Origin of the sequence: Chryseobacterium sp. AG844 (assembly GCF_003182335.1) — a bacterium.
GTDB lineage: Bacteria > Bacteroidota > Bacteroidia > Flavobacteriales > Weeksellaceae > Chryseobacterium > Chryseobacterium cupriresistens.
The window spans coordinates 91,246-113,694 of record NZ_QGTV01000005.1; the positions used below are offsets into that span (position 1 = coordinate 91,246).

Here is a 22,449-nt window from a genome sequence, read left to right on the forward strand (position 1 = left end):
AGAAACCACTAACCACCAATCTCCGTTTTGGTCTAAAACTTCAACTTCTTCACCTGTGTTGATTTTTTCCAGGATTTGGGAAGAAGAGTTTTTCTCCTTCCTTAGATTGGTAAAACCATCACTATCCTGAATGATAAAATTGGTATTACTTTCTTTTTGGTAAATGTATTTCACATAGTCTTTTAAAGTAGGTAAATCATAAAATTTATTTTTTTCCAGATTTGATTTATATGTTGGATTTTTATTTAAATAGCTCTCAATATCACCTTGTATTCCAACTCTTAATTCTCTCTCAAATAAATAAGATATTGTTTTTTCAGGTTCAAAATATTCTTTTGGAGATGATGATATTTTACTTATAATATCACCTATTCTTAAATAACCATCACCTTCTTTAGCATAAGAAAAGTCTTCAACTTTACCTTTATAAATAATAGTTTCTATGTCGTCAAATATTTGTTTTTTCAATTTTTTATACCCGCCAGAATCTATAAAAATTAACTGCTCCATATCGGAAAGACTATTAAATCGAATTTTTTAAATACTGATTCTACAAGCTTTTTATCCTTATTGTATCCATAGTAAACAACTAAATCGTATAAAAGACTGGAATTGTTTGTTTGCAGCCAAACATAAGATACGGGAGTATTATAAAATATATAAGAATTAAAATGATACAACAAGTCAGGATTCATAAACTCTGGTTCGGCAGCACCAGCATCCTGAATGAAAATAAATTTATTTTCTTTAATAGCTACCTCTGGAAACATTGCCGGACGTAAAGCAATTATGGAATTTTTATAATCTTTCAAATTGAAAGAAAATACATCCAAAATTTTTTGATTAAAGGTATTTTCATCAGGAAATTGAAATTTTCTTTGCTCTAATACTTTTTTTGCTTTATTGATAAATTCAGGAGACAGGTCATCATAGTTTGATTTTGTGCCGTCTCCTGCATCTGTAATGTTACAAGGTTTGTCTTTTAATGAGTTTATTTCTTTGATATTCTGCAATTGAAGTTTACTTTCTTGTCCAGTGCAAGAAAGTACAAATGAATACAAAAGAGCTAAAGAAATGTTTTTTATCATTTGTGTTTATTTTAGAATCCAGCAATCAATTGCAGAAGTTCTATCTTAATCAAATTGTAATAATTATTTTTATTTTTTTAATATTACATTTTTTAATCCATACTTTTTTTCTGTGTATTCACTCTCAAACAGTAATTTGCCTTTATCATATTGAAGAATACCAAAATAAAGTGGTTTATCTGCATCACCAGTGTATCCATTAATCACCTCTGAATATTTTAAAAATATTTTTCCATCAATAGTCTTAACTTGTTTAAGCAGGTATTGATTATACATTTTCCCCATATTTCCAGATTCTGTATAAATGATCGAATCTTTATCAATTTTCAATGAAATTCCATAATCATCTAACTTCTCGTTGGTTGCAAAATATTCTCCTGACGGAATTGAAATCTGTTGTTTTGATAGTGGAATACTTCCTACAATTTTCTGTAAATCAGATTCAATGGTTTGGGTATTAAGGTCATCTTTTTTTTCTTTATTCAGTACGCAGCTTTTTCCCTTTTGATTATTGACTGTTTTAAAAGAGATTCCCTGTTTTTGCTCAATACCTTCAATTTTTTCTTTTGAAAAACTTAAACAATTAGGATCATTTGTGCTAATATTTTCGAGATAAGTAATTCTATCTTTATCAAAAGCATAAACGTTAAAAACGGGGTATTCTTCTGTATAACCTGGTAAAAGTAAAAAACCTTTATTTATGCTTGAATTATATAAAATTTTAATATCTGCTTCTGCATCTTCATAAGAACTATCATAATTGAAATTGTAAGAAATTTGATGCCAATCAGAAATTATCTTATCATCTAATTTATACTGTAAATATGTTCTGTCTTCAACAAATTTTAATGTATAAGTAATATTTTTAAATTTTAAAACTAAACTTTTTAGGTTTGTATTTTGATAATCGCTTTTTTTATCAAAAGAAATTTCAGAAAATATGATATTTTCTTTCTTTAAACTTTCAGATAGTTCCTTCTTTTGGTTAGGGGTTTCTTTACAACTTGATAATGTAAAGAAAACTAAAAGAAGTATTGTAAACATGTTTAAAATAATGCTATTTTTTACCATATAAATTTTTAATTCTTGTTTTAGCCGTTTCTTTTTGTAAATTTAATTCATTCTCTGATTGCTCATGTGGTGCTTTAAAGTGAATGTAGAATCCAGGATTACATCTATAATTTAATCCCATACCTACTGCATAGACAGTTGTAAATATTTCAAAATGTAAATGTGGAGCGCAAGTTCCTTTTTCAACACCTGAAACTCCACTTTTTGCAATAACTTTTCCTGCATTTACTTCTGTTCCTTCTTCAACCAAAACTTGTTCTAAATGTGCATAAAATAAAAATATATCTTTTGTTTTATCAAAATTACTACTTTGATTTATTTCTCCATTAGAAGGATAGAGTAGTGAATAATCTCTTTTATGATTAAAAAATGATTCTTTATCAATTATCTTTATTGTCATAGTATTACCATAGCCAGCATGCCATTTTACTTTATGAACAATTCCTTTTACACATGCATACACATTACTTCCTGGTATGACAAATAAATCTAATCCTTGATGTTTGCTTCCATTTCTAGTATTTCCAAATAATCCCCAATGTTCTCCAATAGTTCCTTTTCCACCACCTCCACTTTGCATGTATAAGGTACAGATTGGATTATCAACTGGATCATGCCATTTATTTGTTTTTACAGGTTCGAGTTTTGTTTCTTGTGCATTTTGACAAGTAAACTTTTGTACCTTATTTTGTTTACCTTTATCGTACCATATTTTTATATTTTCCGCAATTTCCCAAACATAAGTTTTTCCTTTTTCTTTTGCCTCTTTATGAAATGATGGGTTTGCAGCATAACCGACATTTCTCCAATAGTTAAGATTTTTAATAGCTTTTCCATTTTTGTACGAAATGGGTAAACTATCATCAAAAACAATATGATTAGGCTGATTCCCTTTTCCGCAATCAACAGGAAATAATACAGCTAAATAAAAATCTGTTAATGTATTTAGCTTTCCTCTAACTAATGGCAGATATAAATATTTTTCAATATAATCTAACTGCTTTATCTGATCCATTGCTAACAACTCTGTTCTTGTAATTTTCAAATCAGTAGCTGCATCTTTTCCGATTTGCAATAAACCAACATATCCTTCTTCATCTTCATTTTTTTTCTTTTTAAATGTTCCGCATGTAGGATCGAAAGTTCCTCCTGTTTCATGAGCCATGGCTGCCATAAGATTGTTGGGATCAATGCCAGCTCTTTTACTTATTTGAAATACTTTCTTCCTAAACTCACAACTTACTTTTCCACCCCATATTAAGTCTTTGTATTGTTCCTGACATATACAACTTCCTGGTTTATCTGGTTTTTGTGTATTCTGCACCCCCGCCGCACTTTTCACCTTCTCCACCTGCATCAGTCCTTCCGAATTTACCCCAAATTTCTGAGATTCCGCAGAAAGATCCTTGGAGATAATTTCGATGAAATAATTTTGTGTACCGGAGTCAGGGTCACCGATAGGGGAGTCTATTCCTTTTCCGAAAATGTCTTTGGTAATGACAAATCCTGAAGTATCACATACATCGGCAGGAATTTTAATATTTCCGCTTCTGTAAACTTCATCATTGGAAGTGGTATCATATTCCCAGACTACATATTGGATGTGTTTTCCCACCATATTTTTGGAGTGGATTCTTACCCTAACTTTATCTCCTACAGCAACTTTGGAAAGTTCATTTCCTTTATCATCTATGAAAACAGCTTCTATAATATTACCTTTAGGATCCGGCTGTTTGGGACCACCTCCTTGTCCGGCCGGGAATTTTGGCGTGTGTTTCTCAGGTTGCGGCTTGGGTTTTGGCTGATTTTGAGGCTGCCCTTTATAATCAGGGTTGGCTACATCTACATTCACCTGGCTGGCTCCCTGAATTTGCCCTGAATAAGTGGCTGTAACATAATATTCATGATTCGCGCCTTCATTCCTGTCACCTTTCATCAGAAACTGATTGGCCATCTGACGAAGGATTTTTTCATCAGACATCAGAGGTATTGACACTTCCGCAATCCCTTTTTCATTGACGCGAGCCTTATAGCTGCGGGTGTGACGGTTGTTTTTGTTAATACTGGCATCGTGCCCTTTTCCAGGAGCGTCATCTTCCCAAAGATGAAACTCAATCTCTTTATTAAACATTGCAATACAATGAGCCTGCGCAATAAGAGTATCGCGGTAGCTGGCTTTATTGACGTCTTTTGCTCCTCTGTTGAAGAGTACTACTTTATCAATCTTCGGAACTTTGTTGCTTGTTGGTATTAATACACAGCTTCCAGCCAGTTCGCTGGTAGAGGGAAGACCAGGTAAAAGACCTTTTTTAGTTTCATAGACTTTCATTTGAAACTCTATTCCCAGTGCTATTTCCCCAAAATTGTACGTTACCTTTTCACCGGTCTTTGGCTTTCCGGTGATGTCTTTCCAGCTTCCGTTCTTTTGTTTCTTAAAAAGATACCATTCATAATCACCTTTAAGACCAAATGAAAGGCCTGAAGGTTTTATTTCGTAGGTATAGGTTGTTCCTACCAGAGGATTCTGATTCCCAATAATAGTTCCTGTCATGGCTTAGCTGTAATAAAGTTCGTCTGTATCTTTTGTATCTTCCTTGAATTCATCAAAATCCACAACGGGATTATAAACCTGCTGTTCCTGCGTATTTGCTTTGGGAACCTGGCTTTTACCGACTTCGCTTTGCTGTCCGTGTTTGAGGATGGTAATTTTCCCTCCCGTACTGCACATGAGTTCTGAGATTTCCGTAAGACAGCTTTTCCCCATCACTTTTACTTTTTCATACGTCTTCTGCCACTTTCCGGCTGGAGCATAAGCACACGGAAGATATCCTCCCGAACTTGGCTTGAGCTTGCATTGTCCAAACGGCTGTGCCGCAGGATCGAGCTGAAGATCATCCTCTGTTACGGCCAGATAATCAGCGTTTCCTTCTTCATCATTCCAGTAGTGTTTCTGATGGCTGGTCACTTTAAATTTTGGAAATTTAAATCCCTGATTACATTGCACGGTTCCTTTCTGCACAATGAAATATTTTCCTTCATGAGGACTGGAACCACTGTCTTCTTTTTGATCTTCCTTTGCTTCTTTATCAGTTTGTTGTTCCGTTTTTCCCGATGACTGCTCTTCATTTTGTGGAGTTTCTTCCGTTGAATCTCCTTCATCAGAACCTACATTTTCTGTAGATTGCTCCTGAGAAGATGCAGCCATATTTTGAGGTTCTGTTTTTTCAGCCATGAGTTGTGGATCTTCCGGAATCAAGATCGTTTTTCCCGGAACAGGTTCCTGCATGACATCTTCCGGCGGACAGTGGAGATTATGGTAAGTTTTTAAAATACCTTCATTTTTCAGCTTAAACTGCCGGGCCAGAGAACTGAAAGTATCGCCTTTTTGTGTGACATAATTTTTCATATTATCCTTGTGTTATATTGATGTGATGTTGGTGTATCAATACCTCTTCATGACTGAGTAAAAACGAGGCTTTAGCCTGAAGAAGATTCTTATTTTTAGTGTGAGTGGTGTATTCTAATACAATATTTCCTGAAGCCGGTCTTGCAGCCGGTTTTTTGAGCCTGATCCCGCGCATGATCTCCTGTGAGGTACATAATTCAGTGATTTTTCCGCTTAAAATAGTTAAAACAGAGTCCTCTTCTTTATTTTTATGTTCAGGTTTAATTTCACAGGCTACCGGAAATGAATTCTGTACAAAATAAAAAGATTCTGTCCACTTTATTTTTCTCCTGAACCAGTCTGTTTGGGGAAACAGAGTCTGAAACAGCAGTGTACTCTGAAATTGTTGTAATAAAAACACTTCATTGCTGATGTTCCTTTCAAAAGAATCCATATAATTTCGAGCGACTTCACCTACATAAAACTCTTCAAGATCTTTACGCTGTCTGGTAAAAGTGTCCGTGATTTTTTTATGATCTGCCAATCCTTTTATCCTGCCTTGTTCATTAAGAATAAATTCAATCGGCATAATACTTTTCATGCAGGCTATAGAAAGGCCGCTTACCTTATCATCCGGTTCATTTCCTCCGGATTTAAAGTCTCTCTGACTGTAGCTAAGGATATACAGACCTGTGTTTTGGTCTTTTCGGAGATTTACATCAATGGTATAATCGATGTTAACCGAAGATTCAAAAGACGTTTCAAAAGTCTCATTAATACTATAAGTTTGGGCCCAAAAGGAATCGGAGAACTGGCCGGGAAGACTGTTATTCCTTTCATTTTCCTTCTGTGATTCTGTTTTAAAATGAGTAGGGACAAAAATATTTTTAACGTCATTAAGGTTTTCAAACCAGACTTTATCCATTTTCGGGCAATGGGAATTATGAAACAGCTTAAGCTCCTCACCGGTCATACCCAGCCGGGAAGCGATGGAGGTGAGCGTGTCTCCGTTTCGTACCTGATATTGTAAGAAATCAATTTCCATCCAATGTGAATTATCAGATAAAGCTATTAAAAAACACTGTTGGAAATAAATTTTTGGGGTTAAATTTTAAAAATTGTAGTAGAATTACGACATGAAACTGATGGTGTGAAGAAACCACCCCGAAAACGACCCCGTCAAAAATTCTTTGAATTTTCGCCACCTCTCCGGAGGATGAGAATTGTACGTCTTCAATTGTGATGCTGGTCAGGATTGGAGTTTTGTTGATGCTTTTCTTGTTGGTTTAAAGTGGCTGGATTTCTACGGAATGGCAAACTGATGGTAAGACAAGTATTCCAATTGTATCATTCTGTAGGAATCTTAGCTGGTATAAGGATTTTCAAAGCTAAAACAGTTATTTGTAACTTTTGTGGTTTCATTATATGCAGTACAACCAAAAGTTATTATTAATTTTAAAGCTACAAAAAAGAAAATATGAAGAATAGATTCTTGCATGGAGTTTTCATAATATTGATCAGTTTGAGTTTTGCATATGCTCAGAAGTCCGGAGATCAGTCGCCCGTTTTTTTCACTATCCAAGCACAGGATACTGTAAAGAAGGGAGAAGCATACAATGAGAAAGATACAACAGGAAACAAGAGTTTAAAAAATAGGATAAAACCTATTCAGGCAAATTTTAAAAGAATCAATTCCGTGACAAAATGGACTGCTGTCAAAAAGAAAGATATTGAAGGAGAATCTGCAGAAGGCGGGGAGGCCACATTTTATTACACAGATGAGGGTCTGCAAAAGGTAATTGCGAAACATTATGGAGAAATCGGGCAGAAGCTGACAGAATATTATCTTCTTAACGGACAGCTTTCTTTTGTTTTCGAGAAAGATTATAAATATAACCGACCGCTTTTCTATGACACTAAAGCAATGAAAGAAAATAAGGATACGGAAGCCTTTGATTTGAAAAAATCAAAGATTACAATGACCAGGAATTATTTTGAAAACGGAAATATCATTATGATCACCAATACTACAGGACGCGGATTTAGTATCGGTGCGGATTATCCCGCTGAGCAGGAGGAAAAAATCAAAGAGGATTTTAAAAGGCTTCTGAATCTTGTAAACTAGAGCAGTGTTATGATTTATCAGCCTTGATTATATTGAGCCTTTCTTCCACCTCATTGATTCTTTTAAGCCAATAGTTAATACCTTCCTGATTGGTCACTGTTTCTTTGAAAGCATTACGGTTGACGGCCCATAGGTGTGAGCTGTTTTTTTGATAGTCCAGTTCGCGTTCTTTTTTATTTTCAGGCTCTATGCGGTATCTCCAGAATACCAGAGATTTCATGTATTCTGAACGAACTTTTTCCAGATAATCAATAATAGCCTTCCGATCCTGCGGAATATATCCGGGACCAGAGCATCCACATGAATGAAAAGTGATTCCAACCGTATACAAATCCCGTATATGAGCCCATTGCTTGTCATCATTTTTGGGCGGGGATTTAAAGTCAAGTCCCATATTGGCCATCAGATTCCCACATTCCGGGCATTTGGCTTCCACAGAGGTCTGAGCATCCCGGTCCACATCTTTCAGGTGGCGGCGTTTGAATGTTTTCTGGCAGTTGAAACAGGCATAATGACCTTTGTAAACCATCATGGCATATCGGCACATAGTGTTCTCTTATTCTTTGGTTATAAGTTATTTTTATTTGTTTTCCTCCTCATTAAAATTGATTCCCATAAAGCTGGCGGCGCTTCTCGGGTCGTAAACCGACCACACATCTCCCCAGGGAAACCTGAAGGTACAGCCGGGATAAGGTTTTTTCTTTTTTTGGGTGGGTGATATTCCAAGGACTTTGGTCAGGAAAGTATTATTCCGGCGGAAAACCTTCATTTCTTTTTCCTCTGTCCATTCGTTCCAGTCTTTGGTATCACTGTTTTCCCATGTATTCATATGGATGATGTCCAGCTGATCTTTAAAAAAACACAGACTGAAAGATACCTGGTAGCCTGCTATTTCTATACTTTTAAAATAATACCAAAAATATCCGGTTTTTACGTCCCACAGATCATGATACTTTTCTTTATAAAAATCAGACTGTTTCAGCTGATCAAGACTCATTCCTTTATAAAGTGTGGTAGCAAAGGCTTCCAGTTCTATAACTCCATTTTCACTGTTAATCAGCATGTCCCAAAAAATTGAAGCTATAAATATACCCGTTTTTTCTTTACAGACAACGAATAATATTTACAGCTTCAATAGAAATAGAAATATCGGTATGTGTTAAGTGTTATGGATTTGATATTATTAGTGTTGAGGGGATATCAGACAGCCAAAGACTCTTTGTATCAATCAGGTTTTTCCAGCTTTTACTGCTGATGAGCATCAGATCCTGAGAACCCAGAAAATCTTTTTCAATCTTTTTCTCATTGTACAGCGTGATGTGATTGGGAGCTACCTGTTCAATGCTTCTGATCAGTTCTTTTACTTCAATATTATTTCGGATCTGTCCTGCCGCATCCAGAATGATAATCTGAGAATTATTGTTATTGATCAGCCTTTTCGCATATTCAAGAAGGTAAAAATCACTCAGATTGAAGATCGGAACAAATACTTTATCTGCCGCTTTAAAGTCCTTTTCCACCAAAATTCCTACAGGAATATTCGTTTTATCCAGAATCTGAAGCGTAAAATCATCAAAAGGAGAATTGTTGAATATATTTCCTTTGCCTTTTACCGTGTTCAATAGTTTTTCAGGATTAATAATCTTGGTGGTAAAGCCTAATAACCTTCCCAATAAACTTCCCTCATACATAGATTTCCCAAGCATGATCAGGAGAAGATCATAATGTCCTTTGTTGGTAATGCTGGTAAGATCACTTTCGATATCAGTAGACGCTTTGAAGAGGGTAGTGACTTCCAGATTCAGATCTTGAGAGGTTTCAATGACATTCTGAAACTGTGACTCCTCATACTCATTGATGTCATAGGCATGCATTTCATCTACCGGAGCAATATTCATCGCAGTGATGCTTTTATTACCGTTCATTTTATGGGTGAAATTGTGTGCAAGTTTCAACAAAGTACTTCCGGATTCCGGTTTATCAAATGAGAGAAGAACGCGGTATTTGGAATCATTATCCTGAATGGATTCGTCCTGATTTTTTTTAGATTTAAAAATAAAATTAATAAAATCCAGCGCCGGCCCAGTCATGAAAGTAGTGAAGAGCGCCATGATTACAAGCATTGCAAAAATTTCAGGACTTAAAACGCCAAGGTCATATCCAATGTTGAGTACAATAAGTTCCATAAGGCCTCGTGTGTTCATCAGAGCTCCTATCGTCAGACTTTCTTTCCAGTTAATACCTACAAATCGTGCCGTCAACGCACTTCCTGCAAACTTTCCGAGAACCGCGGTCAGAATAATAAATCCGGCGGTCATCCACAGATGACTGTCGTTAAGAAGGCCGATCTGGGTACGGAGTCCTGTGAATACAAAGAATAATGGCAGCAGAAGTACTAATGCCACATCCTCTACCTTATCAATAAAAAGGGTACGGAACTTTGTATTTTCCGGCATAATAGCTCCCGCCATAAAAGCTCCAAATAAAGCGTGAATACCGATTACTTCAGTAGCATATGCAGATAAGATCAATGTCAGAAAGAAAATAGCCACCATGGGTTTGCTGATCGTATTTTTTCCGGCCTGAAGGTCTCCGACTCTTTTCAGGAAGGGTCTTACAATTTTAATCATTAAAAATACATAAGCAACAGCCATGATAATCACATAGATAGAGCTTGCAAAAGAACCTGCTTTTACAATAGCAATTACGGCAGCAAGAATACACCATGCTGTAATATCATCGGCAGCAGCACAGGTAATAACAATTGTTCCCAGTTTGGTTTTCTGGAGGTTTCTTTCCTGTACGATTCTCGCCAGTACCGGAAATGCTGTGATACTCATCGAAATGGCTATAAATAAAGCAAAAGAGGTAAACTGGATACCATCCGGAGCAAATTCCTGATACACAAAATAAGAAAGGCCTATTCCCAGAGCAAAAGGAATAATAATACTTGCATGGCTGATGACAACCGCATCATGAGCTTTTTTCCTTAATACACTCAGATCCAGCTCCATTCCAACAATATACATGAACAGGATAAGACCTATCTGGCTCAGAAACTGAAGGTTGCCTAATGATTCTTTTGGGAAAAGAAAGGCGGAAAACTCAGGGAAGTACATTCCCACAAGTGAAGGACCGAGTACAATCCCTGCAATCATTTCTCCGATAACCGTAGGCTGTTTTATTTTCATACAAATCCATCCGAAAAGCCTTGCTGTCATAATAATCGTGACAATTTGCGCCAATAATAGTGCAAGCGGATGGTGAAGATTGGTTTTGAATGATTCCAGGAAATTATCCCAGGTAGAGCCGCTGCTGGTATTGGCAACGATATTTTCTTTTACTTCCAGCGTCTGCCCTTCAATGATGAAATAATACATCAGAGCGGAAAAGACTGCGATGGTAGTAATGTAGAAAATTAAATTTTTGTATTTCCCCAAATTCATGATTCCAATATTTTATGCAAAGTTGAAAAGAATATAGCTATGTTAAATACTCTTTTTTTTAAAATGTAATGAATGTTCTAAAAAATGTAATAAAATCTATTTGAACGAATAACCCATTCCAAATCCTATTTTCCAGTTCCCATTCAGATCTGCTGTCTTAGCGTTATAGTAGGCAGGAATCTGGAAGGCTATTTTTTTATAGACCACAGTAAGACCTGCTCCCAGCGTAGGCATAATAGGACTGTTTTTGGTTCCGGAAGAATGGTCTTCTTTAATTCTCAGAGAAGGAAGCATTCCAACAATGAATTTTACGCTTTTATGGGTAAGACTTACATTTGGACCTGTAAAGTTGAGATAAGCACCATGATCTACATATCCGCCTATTGCTATTCCGTCAAAAAAAGAGATCTTCAGTTTTGAAGAGGCTTCCTGGGAAAAACACAAGCCGGATAGGAGAAGTCCTGCAGCATAGAAAAAGTTTTTCATTATAAAATCAATTAATTCCATACAAAATTAAAGGGATTCAATACTGAAAAAGGGGAGTTGTAATAAAGGACTTATATTCTGTAATGAAACAGGAAAGATTTGAAAAGATCTATTTTCCGAAGAGCTCCATCAATGAATTTTTATAAGCATCTCCGATCTGAAGTTTCAGAAAAGAGTGATCTTCCGCATGAATGGAGGTAATAATTTCGTTGGTTGAAAATACCTTAATGGAAGACAATGCGATAATTTCTTTTTTGTTGACCTGAGCAAAATCTTTTGATGGCAGCATTTCCAGAAGGTTTTTGAAATTCAGGTTTTTTAAGACGATGGTAGTGCCGTCACTGAGGATGATATCTTTGTCTCTGCTGTCTATTTCAGAGGTTTTGATGTAGGAAATCTGTTCTGTGAATATAACGGTTTTTCCAATATTGGTATTCCACTCGATAAAAGTTTTTTTAGGAGCATTTTCTACCAGTTCTTTAGCTTTTTCGAAAGCTTGAATCAGTCTTTCTTTTTTGATGGGTTTTCTTACATAATCCACCACATTTAAATCGAAAGCTTCAGCAGCATATTCTTTGTAAGCTGTTGTAAAGATGATTTTTTTAGAACCTGAAATAATCTCAGCCACCTGAAGACCTGTCATTCCGGGCATTTCAATATCCAGAATGCACAGATTACAGTCGAGGCTGTCTATTTCATTCAAAAAAATTTTAGGATCATTGAATGCTTTTACCACCTCTACATTCTCAATCTGCTCGCATAGAAGTTTTAAATAGCTGATCGCCAGTAATTCATCATCCAGAATAACGCATTTTATCATAGAATTCTCCTAAATTGATTTTTAATTCCGCCGTAAAGATTCCGTTTTTTGAGCTTCTTTCCAGCTGATAATGGGTACTGTAGATCATTTTAAGCCTTTGATCAAAAGACTGGCTTCCGAAACCGCTTTTCTCCTTCTCCAGAATATTTTTCAGAGAAGCTTTATTGCTGACTTTCATAGTGAAAATTCCATCTTCAAGCTCCATATAAATAGAAATAAAAGAATCCTGAGCCAGAAAATCTGTATGTTTGAAGGCATTTTCAATAAGATCCACAGAGATAAGCGGGGCAAATACCTTTTCTTCATACAAAGCATCTGATTTATTAATCTTTGATTTGATTCTGAAGTCAAAAAGTGGATTGATCTTGATTTTATTAATCTCAATAAGGCTTAAAGCAAAATTAAGCTCTTCTTTCGGGCTTACATACTTATTGTTGCTTTCGTATAAAATATAATCCAGCACATTGGCCAGCTTATCCAGCGACATATACGTCTGATAGGCATGAGACTGCACCGAATTCAGAATATTTTTAAACAAATGCGGATTCAGCTTTGTGCCGATATGTTCCAGACGGACTTCATTCAGGCGCTGCTCAATAAGTTTGTTGGTTTCCGATAATTTGGTATTCCTCTGTTTCAGCTTCTGATTCTGGCTGAAGAGATAAATACTGATAGTCAGAAACAGGAAAATGGCAAAAACTCCGATGAATATCAGATAATCATGAATCATGTAGTAATTGCCGTCCATAGCTTGTACTTGAAACTATTTCAGTTTTTTAAGACTGTTTACCGTCACCGTTTCTTCACATTTTTCATACGTGATCTCATAAGACGGATTTTTTTCAGGATAGGTTAAAAGATAGTCCGGACATGGTTTCTTTTGTGCATGGCTGCGGTCAAAATCTACCTTTCCGTTGGTAATGATGCTGTCTTTTATAAATTTCTCATCAATCTTGTAGGTTGCCATTGCATTTTTAGCTTCTTCAGAATATTTGAATTCTTTGGAAAGACTTTCAGCAATCACACGGCTGTTCGGTAAATATCCGCTGCAGCTTGCTCCTTTTTTGTTTAAAATAAAAAATACGATCAAAAGCCCCGGAACGAAGCCTATTGCATAAAATTTCAGTTTCTTCATTAGAAAATTAAAAGATTGATATCGTGGTACGTAAGTCCGAAACGATCGCAGATGATCTTCTTGGTATGTCTTCCTTTGTACATATATAAGCTCTGCTTCATTTCGTTTTTGCGGATCAGCATGTTTTCAAAGCCGCCCTCTTCGTCATAATTTAAAATATAGGAAAGGAAGAAATTCGAGATGGCCTTAGTGGTAGTTCTCGGCATTCTTGAGGTAAGATTCGGAAGTCCGCAGTGGATGACACCGTGTTTGATGACATAAGGATCCTCCATGGTAGTAAGCTCTGAAGTTTCGATCACTTTACCGTTATCTATGGTAATATCGATGATGACACTGCCTTTTTTCATTTTCATCACCATATCTTCAGTAACGATAGGGGTCATATTCAATCTTGGAAGAGCTCCGATCACTACATCAGCACGTCTTAGACTTTTGCTGAGCTCTTTAGGATCAATAATAGAAGTCGGTACACGGCTGTCAACAATCGTGTGAAGCCTTCTAAGCTTGGATAAAGAATTATCGAAAACTTTTACACTTGCTCCTAAACCAATGGCTGCCTTTGTAGCAAACTCACCTACAATTCCGGCTCCAAGGATAACAACTTCTGCAGGTCTTACTCCTGTAATTCCTCCCAGCATTAACCCGTTTGATAAGGCTAATAATTCGGAGGCATATAAGATTGAAACGGTTCCTGCAATTTCACCGACTAATCTTACCAAAGCCAGCTGCTTGTATTCATCAACGATAAATTCAAAAGCGATGGCGTTTATTTTTTTCTCTGCAAGCTTTAAGAAATACTCCTTGTCTCTAAGATTGATCTGAAGAGCTGAAACCAGATACGTATTAGGCTTCATGTACTCAATTTCATCTTCTGTAGGAGGGTTCACCTTCAGGATAAGATCCTGCCCGAAAGCTTCTTTTGGATCATTGGTGATCTTCGCTCCAGATTCGGAATACTGTAAATCTGTAAAAAATGAACCTTGTCCGGCCCCTGATTCAATAATGATCTCATGGCCGTGCTCTACCAACACCTGTACGGCGTCAGGAGTAATGCAGGTTCTCCTTTCGTTGAGACAGGTTTCTTTAGGAATTCCAATACTGAACTGTTTCCCTTTCTTTATAACCTCCAATTTTTCCTCTTTCGGCATTAATTCTTCTTCTGTGAAAGGAGTAAAAATATTTGTACTCATCCTTAAATTAAATTATGTCTTACAGATTGTTTTTTACACTCAATTAATGAGCAAAGATACATAATATTTAATCGAATGAAATCTCTCTGTTTTCACCCGTATTTACAATGCTCATTGTATGGTAGTTAAGACCGTAAAGGTCCTCTTCATAGACTTCCGGCCATTCGATGATGCATAAAAAAGAGTTGTCCAGATATTCTTCAATTCCGATATCATAGACTTCTTCAATGTTTTTTAAGCGGTAAAGATCAAAATGAAATACTTTCCCTTTTTCGGTATTGTATTCATTGACAATAGAGTAAGTGGGAGAGTTTACTTCGTCATTACTGCCCATGTTTTTAAGCAGAAATTGAGTGAATGTGGTTTTACCTGCTCCCAGGTTTCCCTTTAATAAAAGAATATTATGTTGTAATTGAGGAATGATGGTGTCAACAACTTCCTGCCAGTCTTCGATTGTATTGATAGTGAACTGCATATAGTAGCAAATTTATTTTGCAAAAATAATGATAAAACTTACTAAATATAATGCACTTGTATTATATAATTGTAAGGTTTTTTTTTATGTGTATTTTTGTACTATGATTTCCAAACAGACCATTGATAAGATATTCTCCACGATCCGCGTTGAAGAGATTGTGGGCGAATATGTGCAGTTGAAAAGAGCAGGGTCTAATTACAAGGGGCTCAGTCCTTTTCATGATGAAAAAACACCCAGTTTTGTAGTTTCTGCCAGTAAGCAGATCTGGAAGGACTTCTCCACAGGAAAAGGAGGAACGGCGATCTCTTTCCTTATGGAAATTGAAAATTTTACGTATCCTGAGGCACTCCGCCACGCTGCAAAAAAATACGGAATTGAAATTGAGGAAGACCAGCGTGAAATTTCTGAAGAAGCAAAAAATGCCCAGACAGAAAAAGATCTGCTGTATAAAATCCATGAGGTTGCCAATACTTATTTTCAGGAGATCCTTTGGGATGATCAGGAGGGCAGAAGCATAGGACTTTCTTATTTCAAAGAAAGGGAGTTGAGGGATGATATCATTAAGAAATTCCAGCTGGGATATTCTCCCGAGAAGAAGAATGCTTTTACAGCTTATGCCCTGGAAAAAGGATATAATAAAGAAATTCTTGAAAAATCAGGACTTTCTATTTTTCCTGAAAATACTCCTGCAGGCGTAGACCGTTTTAGGGAAAGGGTTATTTTCCCTATTCACAGTTTTTCTGGCAGGGTTTTAGGCTTCGGAGCAAGGATTCTGAAGAATAATGTCAAAACTGCAAAATACCTCAATTCCCCGGAAACCGAGATCTATCATAAATCCAATGTTCTTTACGGATTAAACCAGAGTAAGCAGGCTATTTCCAGGAAGAATGCCTGTCTTTTGGTGGAAGGATATATGGACGTGATTTCCCTTCATATGTCCGGAATTGAAAATGTAGTGGCAAGTTCAGGAACTTCTTTGACGACAGAGCAGATCAAACTGATTAAGAGGCTTACAGAAAACGTAACGATCCTTTTTGATGGTGATAATGCCGGTATCAAAGCCAGTTTCCGAAGTATTGACATGTTACTGACTGAGGGAATGAACATCCGTGTTCTGCTTTTCCCTGATGGAGATGACCCGGATTCCTTTGCCAGAAAACACCCGCAGGAATACGTTGAAAAGTATATCGAAAATGAAGCGATGGATTTCATCGATTTCAAGGCGGAAATTCTCCTGAGAGATATCGGAAATGATCCGATTAAAAAGGCTGAAGCAATCAGAGATATTGTGAAATCTGTCTCTTTCGTACAAAATGCCCTGAAAAGAGAGGTTTATCTGAAAGAGGTTTCCAATAAATTCGGGCTTTCTGAGCAGAGTCTTTTCAATGAACTGGATGTTCAGAAGCAGATCACACAGAATCAGACCCATCATGTTCAGCAGCAGCAGAAAGAGAAAACAGCCGCTCCAAAGATGGAGGTTGTACCTTTGGATCAGGAAAAAGAAGATCCTTTTCTGTATGATGTACTGTTCATGGAGAACAAACTTGTTGAACACATGCTGGCATTTGGAGATATTATTCTGAAACGTAGAAATGAACAAGGAGAAGAATATCAGATTACAGTAATTGAGGAAATTCTTCATCATTTTGAAGAAGAGCAGTATGAATTTTTAGTTAAAGGGAATGAAATCATTATTACTCAGGTGAGGGAAGGAATTCAAAAAGATGAGTTGAGAAGTGGAAACTTTTTTGTATCTTTTATGGACGAAGAAATTACCACAAAGGTTGTAGACGCTCTGATCCCGTTGGATGAGCTTGAAAACTGGGCTTCCAGAAATATTTATCCTCCCAATTACGGTGATAAAGTGGCAGATCAGATCAAGGGAGATGTTTTGCTGCACAAATTCAGATATATTGATTATTTAATCACAGAAACAGATAAAGAGCTGGATGTGTACAGGGATACTGATGAAGGAAAGTACTATGAGCTTATCAAGAAAATTACGCTATTGAAACAAGCTTCCATGCGATTGAGTAATATCATTGAATATTCACCTATCAAAGGAATCTATGGTAGAAAACGGTAATTTTTAAGTCAGTTATTTTAATATTCTGTGACAAAAAGTCCTATAAAATTTTAGGAATAAATATTGTAATTTAAACTTCGAGAATATTTAAAAAATAATACATAATAGAAATATGGACATTAAAAAAGAATTCAGAGATTTCTCTGTAAAACATTTAGGAAACAACGGTTTGGTTACCGATCAGTATATGGGAATGTATGGGCCTACGAATCTTACTCCGTACATCATGGAAGAGAGAAGATTAAACGTTGCTCAGATGGACGTTTTCTCCCGTCTGATGATGGACAGAATTATTTTCCTTGGAACAGGTATTGATGATCAGGTAGCAAACATCGTTACGGCTCAGCTTTTATTCCTGGAAAGTGCTGATCCTTCAAAAGATATTCAGATCTACATCAACTCTCCTGGTGGTAGTGTATATGCAGGTCTGGGTATTTATGACACCATGCAGATCATCAAGCCGGATGTAGCGACTATCTGTACAGGTATGGCTGCTTCAATGGGAGCTGTATTACTGGTTGCCGGAGAAAAAGGAAAACGTTCTGCGCTTAAGCATTCAAGAGTAATGATCCACCAGCCTTCAGGAGGTGCTCAGGGAGTTGCTTCTGATATGGAAATCAACTTGAGAGAGATGTTGAAACTGAAGCAGGAGCTTTATGAAATCATCGGTCATCACTCAGGACAAACGTATGAATGGGTAGAAAAATCTTCTGACAGAGATTACTGGATGACTTCTGAAGAAGCTAAAGGTTACGGAATGGTAGATGAGGTTTTACAAAGATCCACAGAGAAAAAATAATTGATGATAACATCATCAGAAAACCGCACCAATCTGGTGCGGTTTTTTTGTTGGATTTATATTTTAATCACTCATTTTACATTCGCTGGAGGGGTGGCAATAATTCAAAGAATTTTTGACGGGCGGTTGTAACAGTATATTTTATCCATATCCTCACAAAAAAAGCGCCTCAAGGCGCTTTCTCTATTTCTTAACAATCTTATGTACCGTAGAACTTTCAGCTGTTTTAATCTCCACAAAGTAAACTCCTGAGTTTAAAGAATGAATATCAATCTTAGTAACCTGAGAAGTCATTATTTTTTGTCCTGTCACAGAGTAAATATTCACTTCTTTCAGTTTCTCAGCCGTTTCAATCTGAATGAAATCACTTGCCGGATTTGGATAAATATTGAATTTTTTCTTGGTCACAGAAGAAATTCCTAAAGTCAGCTGGGCCTCGGTGGGGGTAAATGGTCTTCTTTGCCCGAAACTTAATCCAAACCAGTCATTGTTACTCAGTTGAATCTGAGAAAGATTGGCTTTTGTTTGCCAGCTTGATAGATCTTTTCCTTTATATAACTTCCAGCTGTCTGATCCGGAAGTATTTCCAGTAAATGAATTCAATGTTAAATTAGTAATCTGATTATTCGCTGATGCAAAATTGAAATAGGAAGCTTGAGACTGGATCAGTTGTAACGCCTGTTCAGCAGTTATGCTTCCGTTATATTTAATTCCAAAAACAAAAGAATTGGCATTTCCGTTGGCATTATCAGTTCCGAAATCAATAACGACAAGACTTTTATTAGTTCCGCTTCCTACCCAGTTTGTAACCTGCGAGGGAACAAACCAAGCAGAACTGTAGGCTGGAACTGGTAGGGAAGGCATTGTAGGAGGGGAAAAACTATAAGAAGCTCCATACCATCTTCCGTCCACTAAAAGATCATTGTTCACACCATTATTGAATGCCATAGTTGATGGAGTGTTTCCTGACCAGGTTGACCAATAGTCGTCAAGGCTGGGAGTATGGTGATTGTAATTTAAACTGTACAGAAATCCGGATGGTATTTCAATTTCCATTTTAGGTTCTGCAGCGGCAATAGCAGTAATCATGTCTTCCATGGTTAAGCCATTTCCGTCAAAACGGTATCCCCAAGCATAAGAATTTGGGGTGCTGTCATCATTAAAGTCTGCAATGAAATATGCTTTTTTAGAACCGGTTCCTACCCAAAATTTAATGTCGTTTTCTGTGAATTGGGCCGACAATACCTGCATGCAAAGCAGTAAGAAAAAAAGATAGATTTTTCTCATGATATAATTAATTTAAAGTTTTATTCCCGAAACTTATCTTCAGAGCAGAACTAATTCTTTCTCTGAATCTGGTGTTTTAAGGCAGGTCTCCTGGCTCACATCTTACAACTTCCTTCCCGGATTTTCAGATCCAGTGGTTTTTGTGCAGTAAGTTTAAACAGTTTACAGTTGCGGGTACAGCTCAAGATTTGAATATTATTCTCACTTGATTCCCTATTAATGAACATTGTTCAGCCTTAAAACGCTGCAAATATATCATATAAATTGATAAGTCTGTTTTGTGAATTATTTTCCTTTAAAAAATGATTTTCAAATTGATTAATAATTTGGTTGGATTGTTGGTTTTTCATTTTTAAATAGATTCTTTTCTTATTTATCCTCAATGCATTCTGTCTGTTCAATTGTTAAAAAACAATTATCATTGTATTTAAGATCAGTTTACAATCAAGTCCTATTTTCGCAGCCATAAAATAGCATATGAAAAAATTACTATGTTCTGTGGGTATACTGGCTGTATTGGCTTCATGTAAAAGTGATGACGATATCGCAATGGTTAATCAGGATATTAATTATTCCAAACTCCCTCAGGAGTTTCCATTTTCAAAACTGACTACGATAAACGGAGTGGATGTAATCAACGGCGGATTTGGTTCTGGTGCTGCCGCTCATCCAACAAGAAAAGGTGAGTTCTATGTCATTACAGACAGAGGTCCCAATACGGACTTCCAGAATGGAAAAAAATTCCTTGCCCCCGGCTTTACACCCACCATTATGCATTTTAAAATCAATGCAGACGGGAATATAGAGGTCATCAGATATATTAAACTTAAAAATCCTTCCGGGCAGCCTATTACAGGTCTTCCAAACCCTGCAGGAATGGGAAGTACAGGTGAGATCGCATATGATGCTTCCGGAAATGTTTTAGGAACAGATCAATATGGTTTAGACAGCGAAAGTATTGTTGCTGCTGCTGATGGTACATTCTGGGTTTCCGATGAATATGGACCGCATATTGTCCATTACAGTGCAGATGGAGTGGAGATGGAAAGAATAAGCCCGATTGGTGTAAATACAGGTTCTCGAAAACTGCCTGCTGTTTTAGCGAAAAGAAGAGCCAACAGAGGAATGGAAGGTCTTTGTATGAGTCCGGATGGAAGAACTCTGGTAGGAACCATACAGTCGATGATGTATGTTCCCAGCAAAGCACTGGCTACCAATAAAACTTTAACGAGAATTGTCACATTTGATACGGTTACAGGGCAGACTAAACAGTTTCTATATAAGCAGGATGGAGGTGCTTCTGATTCGGTTTGTGATATTACAGCAATAAGTAACAGTGAATTCTTAGTCATTGAAAGAGATGGAAATTTCGGTTCCCAGGGTGGAATCAAAAAAGTATACAGAATCAATCTGAGCAATGCAACAGATGTAAACGGAGCCGATATCACCGCTGTTGACGGAATGAAAATCAATGGAAAAGCTTTAGAACAATGTTCATGGGATGAAATTACCAATGCCGGGATAAAAGCTGTTACCAAAACATTAGCAGTAGATCTGGTAGCAAAACTGGGCTACGAACATGATAAATTCGAGGGAATTGTTTATCTGGGAAATAATAAACTGGCTGTTTTCAATGATGATGACTTTGGAGTGGTAGATGATGGAAACGGAAATCCAAAATCCAAAATTTTACCTAAAACGGGTAAAGTAGACAAGGGAACAATGTATGTAGTCGATATTCAATAATTAGATTTTTTTAACGGAAAACGGCGGAATCGAAGATTCCGCCGTTTTTATTGTTAGATCAATGAATTCTAGTTAAAAGCTTCAATAATCTTAGAGAAATCCTCTAATTTCAAAGCTGCTCCTCCGATAAGACCTCCGTCAATATCCGGCTGAGAGAAAATTTCTTTTGCATTGTCTGGTTTTACAGAACCTCCGTAAAGAATAGAAACTTCGTCAGCAACTTCCTGTCCGTATTTTGCAGCAATAATGTTTCTGATGTGAGCGTGGATTTCCTGAGCCTGCTCCGGACTTGCCGTTTCTCCTGTTCCAATAGCCCAAACAGGTTCGTAAGCAATCACTACTTTTTTGATCTCTTCAGCAGAAAGCGTGAAAAGAGCTACTTCAGTCTGGTTTTTTACGACTTCAAGGTGTTGCCCTGCTTTTCTCTGTTCAAGAGTTTCTCCGTTACAGTAAACAGGAATAAGACCTTTATCAAGAGCCAGTTTGATCTTTCTGTTACAGTGAGAATCTGTTTCTCCGTGATATTGCCTTCTTTCAGAATGCCCGATCAAAGAACCTGTAGCGTCAATAGATTCCAGCATATCTGCAGAAATTTCACCTGTGTAAGCACCGCTTTCATGCTCGCTCATATCCTGAGAAAATACTCCGATCTCATCCTTTTCAAAAACGTCTTTTGCCATCATCAGGTATAATGCCGGTGGAGCAATCCAAACTTCACAGTTGGTAGCGTTATTGTTTTTATAGCTTAGTAACTGAATCATCAATTGCTGTGCATCAATTACATTTTTGTTCATTTTCCAGTTTCCTGCAACTATTTTTCTTCTCATAAGATTTAAATATAGATTTATTTTATTTTTCGTTGTTGTTTATAATCCCCAAAGGTTTTTCAGCAGAACATAGAATGTATGTTCCTCTTCCGTTACTTTATTGTCCGCTTTGATTAAAGATTTTGCAAACTGAACAAATTTCACACGTTCATCCTCTGTAGAATCTTCGTGGAAACATCTTGCATGGAATTCAAAATGATCTTTCCATTCTTCAGGCTGTAAAAGGGCCAAAGTATCCAATTCATTATCAAGGTTCATTCTGAAAGGAAATTCATCCGCCAGGTATTGCTGTACCAGCATTCCTTCCTCAGGAGCAAACTCTCCGTCTACAGAAGAAAGAATCATTAATAAATGATAACCGGCGATTGATTTATTTGATTTTTGCATGAGCTTTTATATGTTTAAGTTTAGTGTTTAAATTTGATATTTGATAATTGATCCACGATTAGCTTTCGTTAAAAAGATCATTCATCATTTATA

General features: G+C 36.6%; 22 protein-coding genes and 1 riboswitch. Of the genes, 4 read left to right on the plus strand and 18 right to left on the minus strand.

The window, feature by feature from the left end; genetic code table 11:
* The 6 genes from DEU40_RS22370 to DEU40_RS07315 all read right to left on the minus strand — a co-directional run.
* Positions 1-510, minus strand: a 510-nt coding sequence (locus tag DEU40_RS22370) for an SH3 domain-containing protein (RefSeq protein WP_181397942.1), incomplete at its 3' end; no start/stop codon positions are given.
* On the minus strand, positions 498-1,088 hold the full coding sequence (locus tag DEU40_RS07295) for a hypothetical protein (protein WP_110009226.1): 591 nt from the start codon (positions 1,086-1,088) through the stop codon (positions 498-500). The genes DEU40_RS07295 and DEU40_RS22370, both read right to left, overlap by 13 nt.
* Positions 1,089-1,157: 69 nt before the next feature.
* Entirely contained in the window at positions 1,158-2,132 is a 975-nt protein-coding gene (locus tag DEU40_RS07300; protein ID WP_110009227.1) for a hypothetical protein, read from the minus strand.
* Positions 2,133-2,145: 13 nt separating this feature from the next.
* Positions 2,146-4,710, minus strand: a complete 2,565-nt coding sequence (locus DEU40_RS07305) for a M23 family metallopeptidase (protein ID WP_110009228.1) — start codon at positions 4,708-4,710, stop codon at positions 2,146-2,148.
* A gap of 3 nt (positions 4,711-4,713) precedes the next feature.
* Positions 4,714-5,565, minus strand: a complete 852-nt coding sequence (locus DEU40_RS22375) for a PAAR-like protein (protein ID WP_181397943.1) — start codon at positions 5,563-5,565, stop codon at positions 4,714-4,716.
* 1 nt (position 5,566) lies between these two features.
* Entirely contained in the window at positions 5,567-6,589 is a 1,023-nt protein-coding gene (locus DEU40_RS07315) for a LysM peptidoglycan-binding domain-containing protein (RefSeq protein ID WP_110009229.1), read from the minus strand.
* A 432-nt stretch (positions 6,590-7,021) separates the two neighbouring features.
* Between DEU40_RS07315 and DEU40_RS07320 the strand changes: the two genes are divergently transcribed.
* Positions 7,022-7,669: a hypothetical protein gene (locus DEU40_RS07320; protein WP_110009230.1), complete on the plus strand. Its 648-nt coding sequence runs from the start codon at positions 7,022-7,024 to the stop codon at positions 7,667-7,669.
* A gap of 7 nt (positions 7,670-7,676) precedes the next feature.
* Here DEU40_RS07320 and DEU40_RS07325 read toward each other — a convergent pair whose 3' ends face one another.
* From DEU40_RS07325 to tsaE, 9 genes are all read right to left on the minus strand, one after another.
* Positions 7,677-8,216: a hypothetical protein gene (locus DEU40_RS07325; RefSeq protein WP_110009231.1), complete on the minus strand. Its 540-nt coding sequence runs from the start codon at positions 8,214-8,216 to the stop codon at positions 7,677-7,679.
* 33 nt (positions 8,217-8,249) lie between these two features.
* On the minus strand, positions 8,250-8,732 hold the full coding sequence (locus DEU40_RS07330; RefSeq protein WP_110009232.1) for a hypothetical protein: 483 nt from the start codon (positions 8,730-8,732) through the stop codon (positions 8,250-8,252).
* 103 nt (positions 8,733-8,835) lie between these two features.
* Positions 8,836-11,109: a cation:proton antiporter gene (locus DEU40_RS07335; RefSeq protein ID WP_082798726.1), complete on the minus strand. Its 2,274-nt coding sequence runs from the start codon at positions 11,107-11,109 to the stop codon at positions 8,836-8,838.
* Between the two features lie 102 nt (positions 11,110-11,211).
* A complete protein-coding gene (locus tag DEU40_RS07340) occupies positions 11,212-11,601 on the minus strand; it encodes a hypothetical protein (protein WP_110009323.1) in 390 nt (129 codons plus the stop codon).
* A gap of 109 nt (positions 11,602-11,710) precedes the next feature.
* Positions 11,711-12,421, minus strand: coding sequence for a LytR/AlgR family response regulator transcription factor (locus DEU40_RS07345; protein ID WP_110009233.1), 711 nt, complete (start codon positions 12,419-12,421; stop codon positions 11,711-11,713).
* A complete protein-coding gene (locus DEU40_RS07350) occupies positions 12,396-13,169 on the minus strand; it encodes a histidine kinase (protein ID WP_082798713.1) in 774 nt (257 codons plus the stop codon). The genes DEU40_RS07345 and DEU40_RS07350 overlap by 26 nt, the downstream gene beginning before the upstream one ends.
* A gap of 15 nt (positions 13,170-13,184) precedes the next feature.
* A complete protein-coding gene (locus DEU40_RS07355; protein WP_062671273.1) occupies positions 13,185-13,556 on the minus strand; it encodes a DUF4258 domain-containing protein in 372 nt (123 codons plus the stop codon).
* A complete protein-coding gene (locus DEU40_RS07360) occupies positions 13,556-14,746 on the minus strand; it encodes an alanine dehydrogenase (RefSeq protein ID WP_062671272.1) in 1,191 nt (396 codons plus the stop codon). Before DEU40_RS07360 ends, DEU40_RS07355 begins: the two co-directional genes overlap by 1 nt.
* A 67-nt stretch (positions 14,747-14,813) precedes the next feature.
* Positions 14,814-15,221: a tRNA (adenosine(37)-N6)-threonylcarbamoyltransferase complex ATPase subunit type 1 TsaE gene (tsaE, locus tag DEU40_RS07365; RefSeq protein ID WP_110009234.1), complete on the minus strand. Its 408-nt coding sequence runs from the start codon at positions 15,219-15,221 to the stop codon at positions 14,814-14,816.
* A gap of 103 nt (positions 15,222-15,324) precedes the next feature.
* On the opposite strand from tsaE, the gene dnaG reads away from it, so the two are divergent.
* Positions 15,325-17,310, plus strand: a complete 1,986-nt coding sequence (gene dnaG / locus DEU40_RS07370; protein WP_062671270.1) for a DNA primase — start codon at positions 15,325-15,327, stop codon at positions 17,308-17,310.
* Positions 17,311-17,422: 112 nt separating this feature from the next.
* Positions 17,423-18,109, plus strand: a complete 687-nt coding sequence (gene clpP, locus DEU40_RS07375) for an ATP-dependent Clp endopeptidase proteolytic subunit ClpP (protein WP_027373257.1) — start codon at positions 17,423-17,425, stop codon at positions 18,107-18,109.
* A gap of 183 nt (positions 18,110-18,292) precedes the next feature.
* Here the strand turns inward: clpP and DEU40_RS07380 are convergent, their stop codons facing one another.
* The gene (locus DEU40_RS07380) at positions 18,293-19,396 is read right to left on the minus strand and encodes a T9SS type A sorting domain-containing protein (protein WP_110009235.1); all 1,104 of its coding nucleotides are present in this window, start codon (positions 19,394-19,396) and stop codon (positions 18,293-18,295) included.
* A gap of 62 nt (positions 19,397-19,458) precedes the next feature.
* A riboswitch (cobalamin riboswitch) is annotated at positions 19,459-19,650 on the minus strand.
* 223 nt (positions 19,651-19,873) lie between these two features.
* On the opposite strand from DEU40_RS07380, the gene DEU40_RS07385 reads away from it, so the two are divergent.
* Complete coding sequence (locus DEU40_RS07385) at positions 19,874-21,142, plus strand: esterase-like activity of phytase family protein (protein WP_110009236.1); 1,269 nt, start codon at positions 19,874-19,876, stop codon at positions 21,140-21,142.
* A 68-nt stretch (positions 21,143-21,210) separates the two neighbouring features.
* On the opposite strand, the gene tpiA is transcribed toward DEU40_RS07385, so the two are convergent.
* A complete protein-coding gene (gene tpiA / locus DEU40_RS07390) occupies positions 21,211-21,969 on the minus strand; it encodes a triose-phosphate isomerase (RefSeq protein WP_110009237.1) in 759 nt (252 codons plus the stop codon).
* Positions 21,970-22,008: 39 nt separating this feature from the next.
* A complete protein-coding gene (locus tag DEU40_RS07395; RefSeq protein ID WP_110009238.1) occupies positions 22,009-22,356 on the minus strand; it encodes a TerB family tellurite resistance protein in 348 nt (115 codons plus the stop codon).
* Positions 22,357-22,449: the final 93 nt, after the last annotated feature.

Excerpts from the sequence above, each read along its gene's own strand:
- DEU40_RS07295 (WP_110009226.1), bottom strand. The coding sequence starts at position 1,088 with ATGATAAAAAACATTTCTTTAGCTCTTTTGTATTCATTTGTACTTTCT.
- DEU40_RS07300 (WP_110009227.1), bottom strand. The coding sequence starts at position 2,132 with ATGTTTACAATACTTCTTTTAGTTTTCTTTACATTATCAAGTTGTAAA.
- DEU40_RS07305 (WP_110009228.1), bottom strand. The coding sequence starts at position 4,710 with ATGACAGGAACTATTATTGGGAATCAGAATCCTCTGGTAGGAACAACC.
- DEU40_RS22375 (WP_181397943.1), bottom strand. The coding sequence starts at position 5,565 with ATGAAAAATTATGTCACACAAAAAGGCGATACTTTCAGTTCTCTGGCC.
- DEU40_RS07315 (WP_110009229.1), bottom strand. The coding sequence starts at position 6,589 with ATGGAAATTGATTTCTTACAATATCAGGTACGAAACGGAGACACGCTC.
- DEU40_RS07320 (WP_110009230.1), top strand. The coding sequence starts at position 7,022 with ATGAAGAATAGATTCTTGCATGGAGTTTTCATAATATTGATCAGTTTG.
- DEU40_RS07325 (WP_110009231.1), bottom strand. The coding sequence starts at position 8,216 with ATGTGCCGATATGCCATGATGGTTTACAAAGGTCATTATGCCTGTTTC.
- DEU40_RS07330 (WP_110009232.1), bottom strand. The coding sequence starts at position 8,732 with ATGCTGATTAACAGTGAAAATGGAGTTATAGAACTGGAAGCCTTTGCT.
- DEU40_RS07340 (WP_110009323.1), bottom strand. The coding sequence starts at position 11,601 with ATGAAAAACTTTTTCTATGCTGCAGGACTTCTCCTATCCGGCTTGTGT.
- DEU40_RS07345 (WP_110009233.1), bottom strand. The coding sequence starts at position 12,421 with ATGATAAAATGCGTTATTCTGGATGATGAATTACTGGCGATCAGCTAT.
- DEU40_RS07350 (WP_082798713.1), bottom strand. The coding sequence starts at position 13,169 with ATGGACGGCAATTACTACATGATTCATGATTATCTGATATTCATCGGA.
- DEU40_RS07355 (WP_062671273.1), bottom strand. The coding sequence starts at position 13,556 with ATGAAGAAACTGAAATTTTATGCAATAGGCTTCGTTCCGGGGCTTTTG.
- DEU40_RS07360 (WP_062671272.1), bottom strand. The coding sequence starts at position 14,746 with ATGAGTACAAATATTTTTACTCCTTTCACAGAAGAAGAATTAATGCCG.
- tsaE (WP_110009234.1), bottom strand. The coding sequence starts at position 15,221 with ATGCAGTTCACTATCAATACAATCGAAGACTGGCAGGAAGTTGTTGAC.
- dnaG (WP_062671270.1), top strand. The coding sequence starts at position 15,325 with ATGATTTCCAAACAGACCATTGATAAGATATTCTCCACGATCCGCGTT.
- clpP (WP_027373257.1), top strand. The coding sequence starts at position 17,423 with ATGGACATTAAAAAAGAATTCAGAGATTTCTCTGTAAAACATTTAGGA.
- DEU40_RS07380 (WP_110009235.1), bottom strand. The coding sequence starts at position 19,396 with ATGAGAAAAATCTATCTTTTTTTCTTACTGCTTTGCATGCAGGTATTG.
- DEU40_RS07385 (WP_110009236.1), top strand. The coding sequence starts at position 19,874 with ATGAAAAAATTACTATGTTCTGTGGGTATACTGGCTGTATTGGCTTCA.
- tpiA (WP_110009237.1), bottom strand. The coding sequence starts at position 21,969 with ATGAGAAGAAAAATAGTTGCAGGAAACTGGAAAATGAACAAAAATGTA.
- DEU40_RS07395 (WP_110009238.1), bottom strand. The coding sequence starts at position 22,356 with ATGCAAAAATCAAATAAATCAATCGCCGGTTATCATTTATTAATGATT.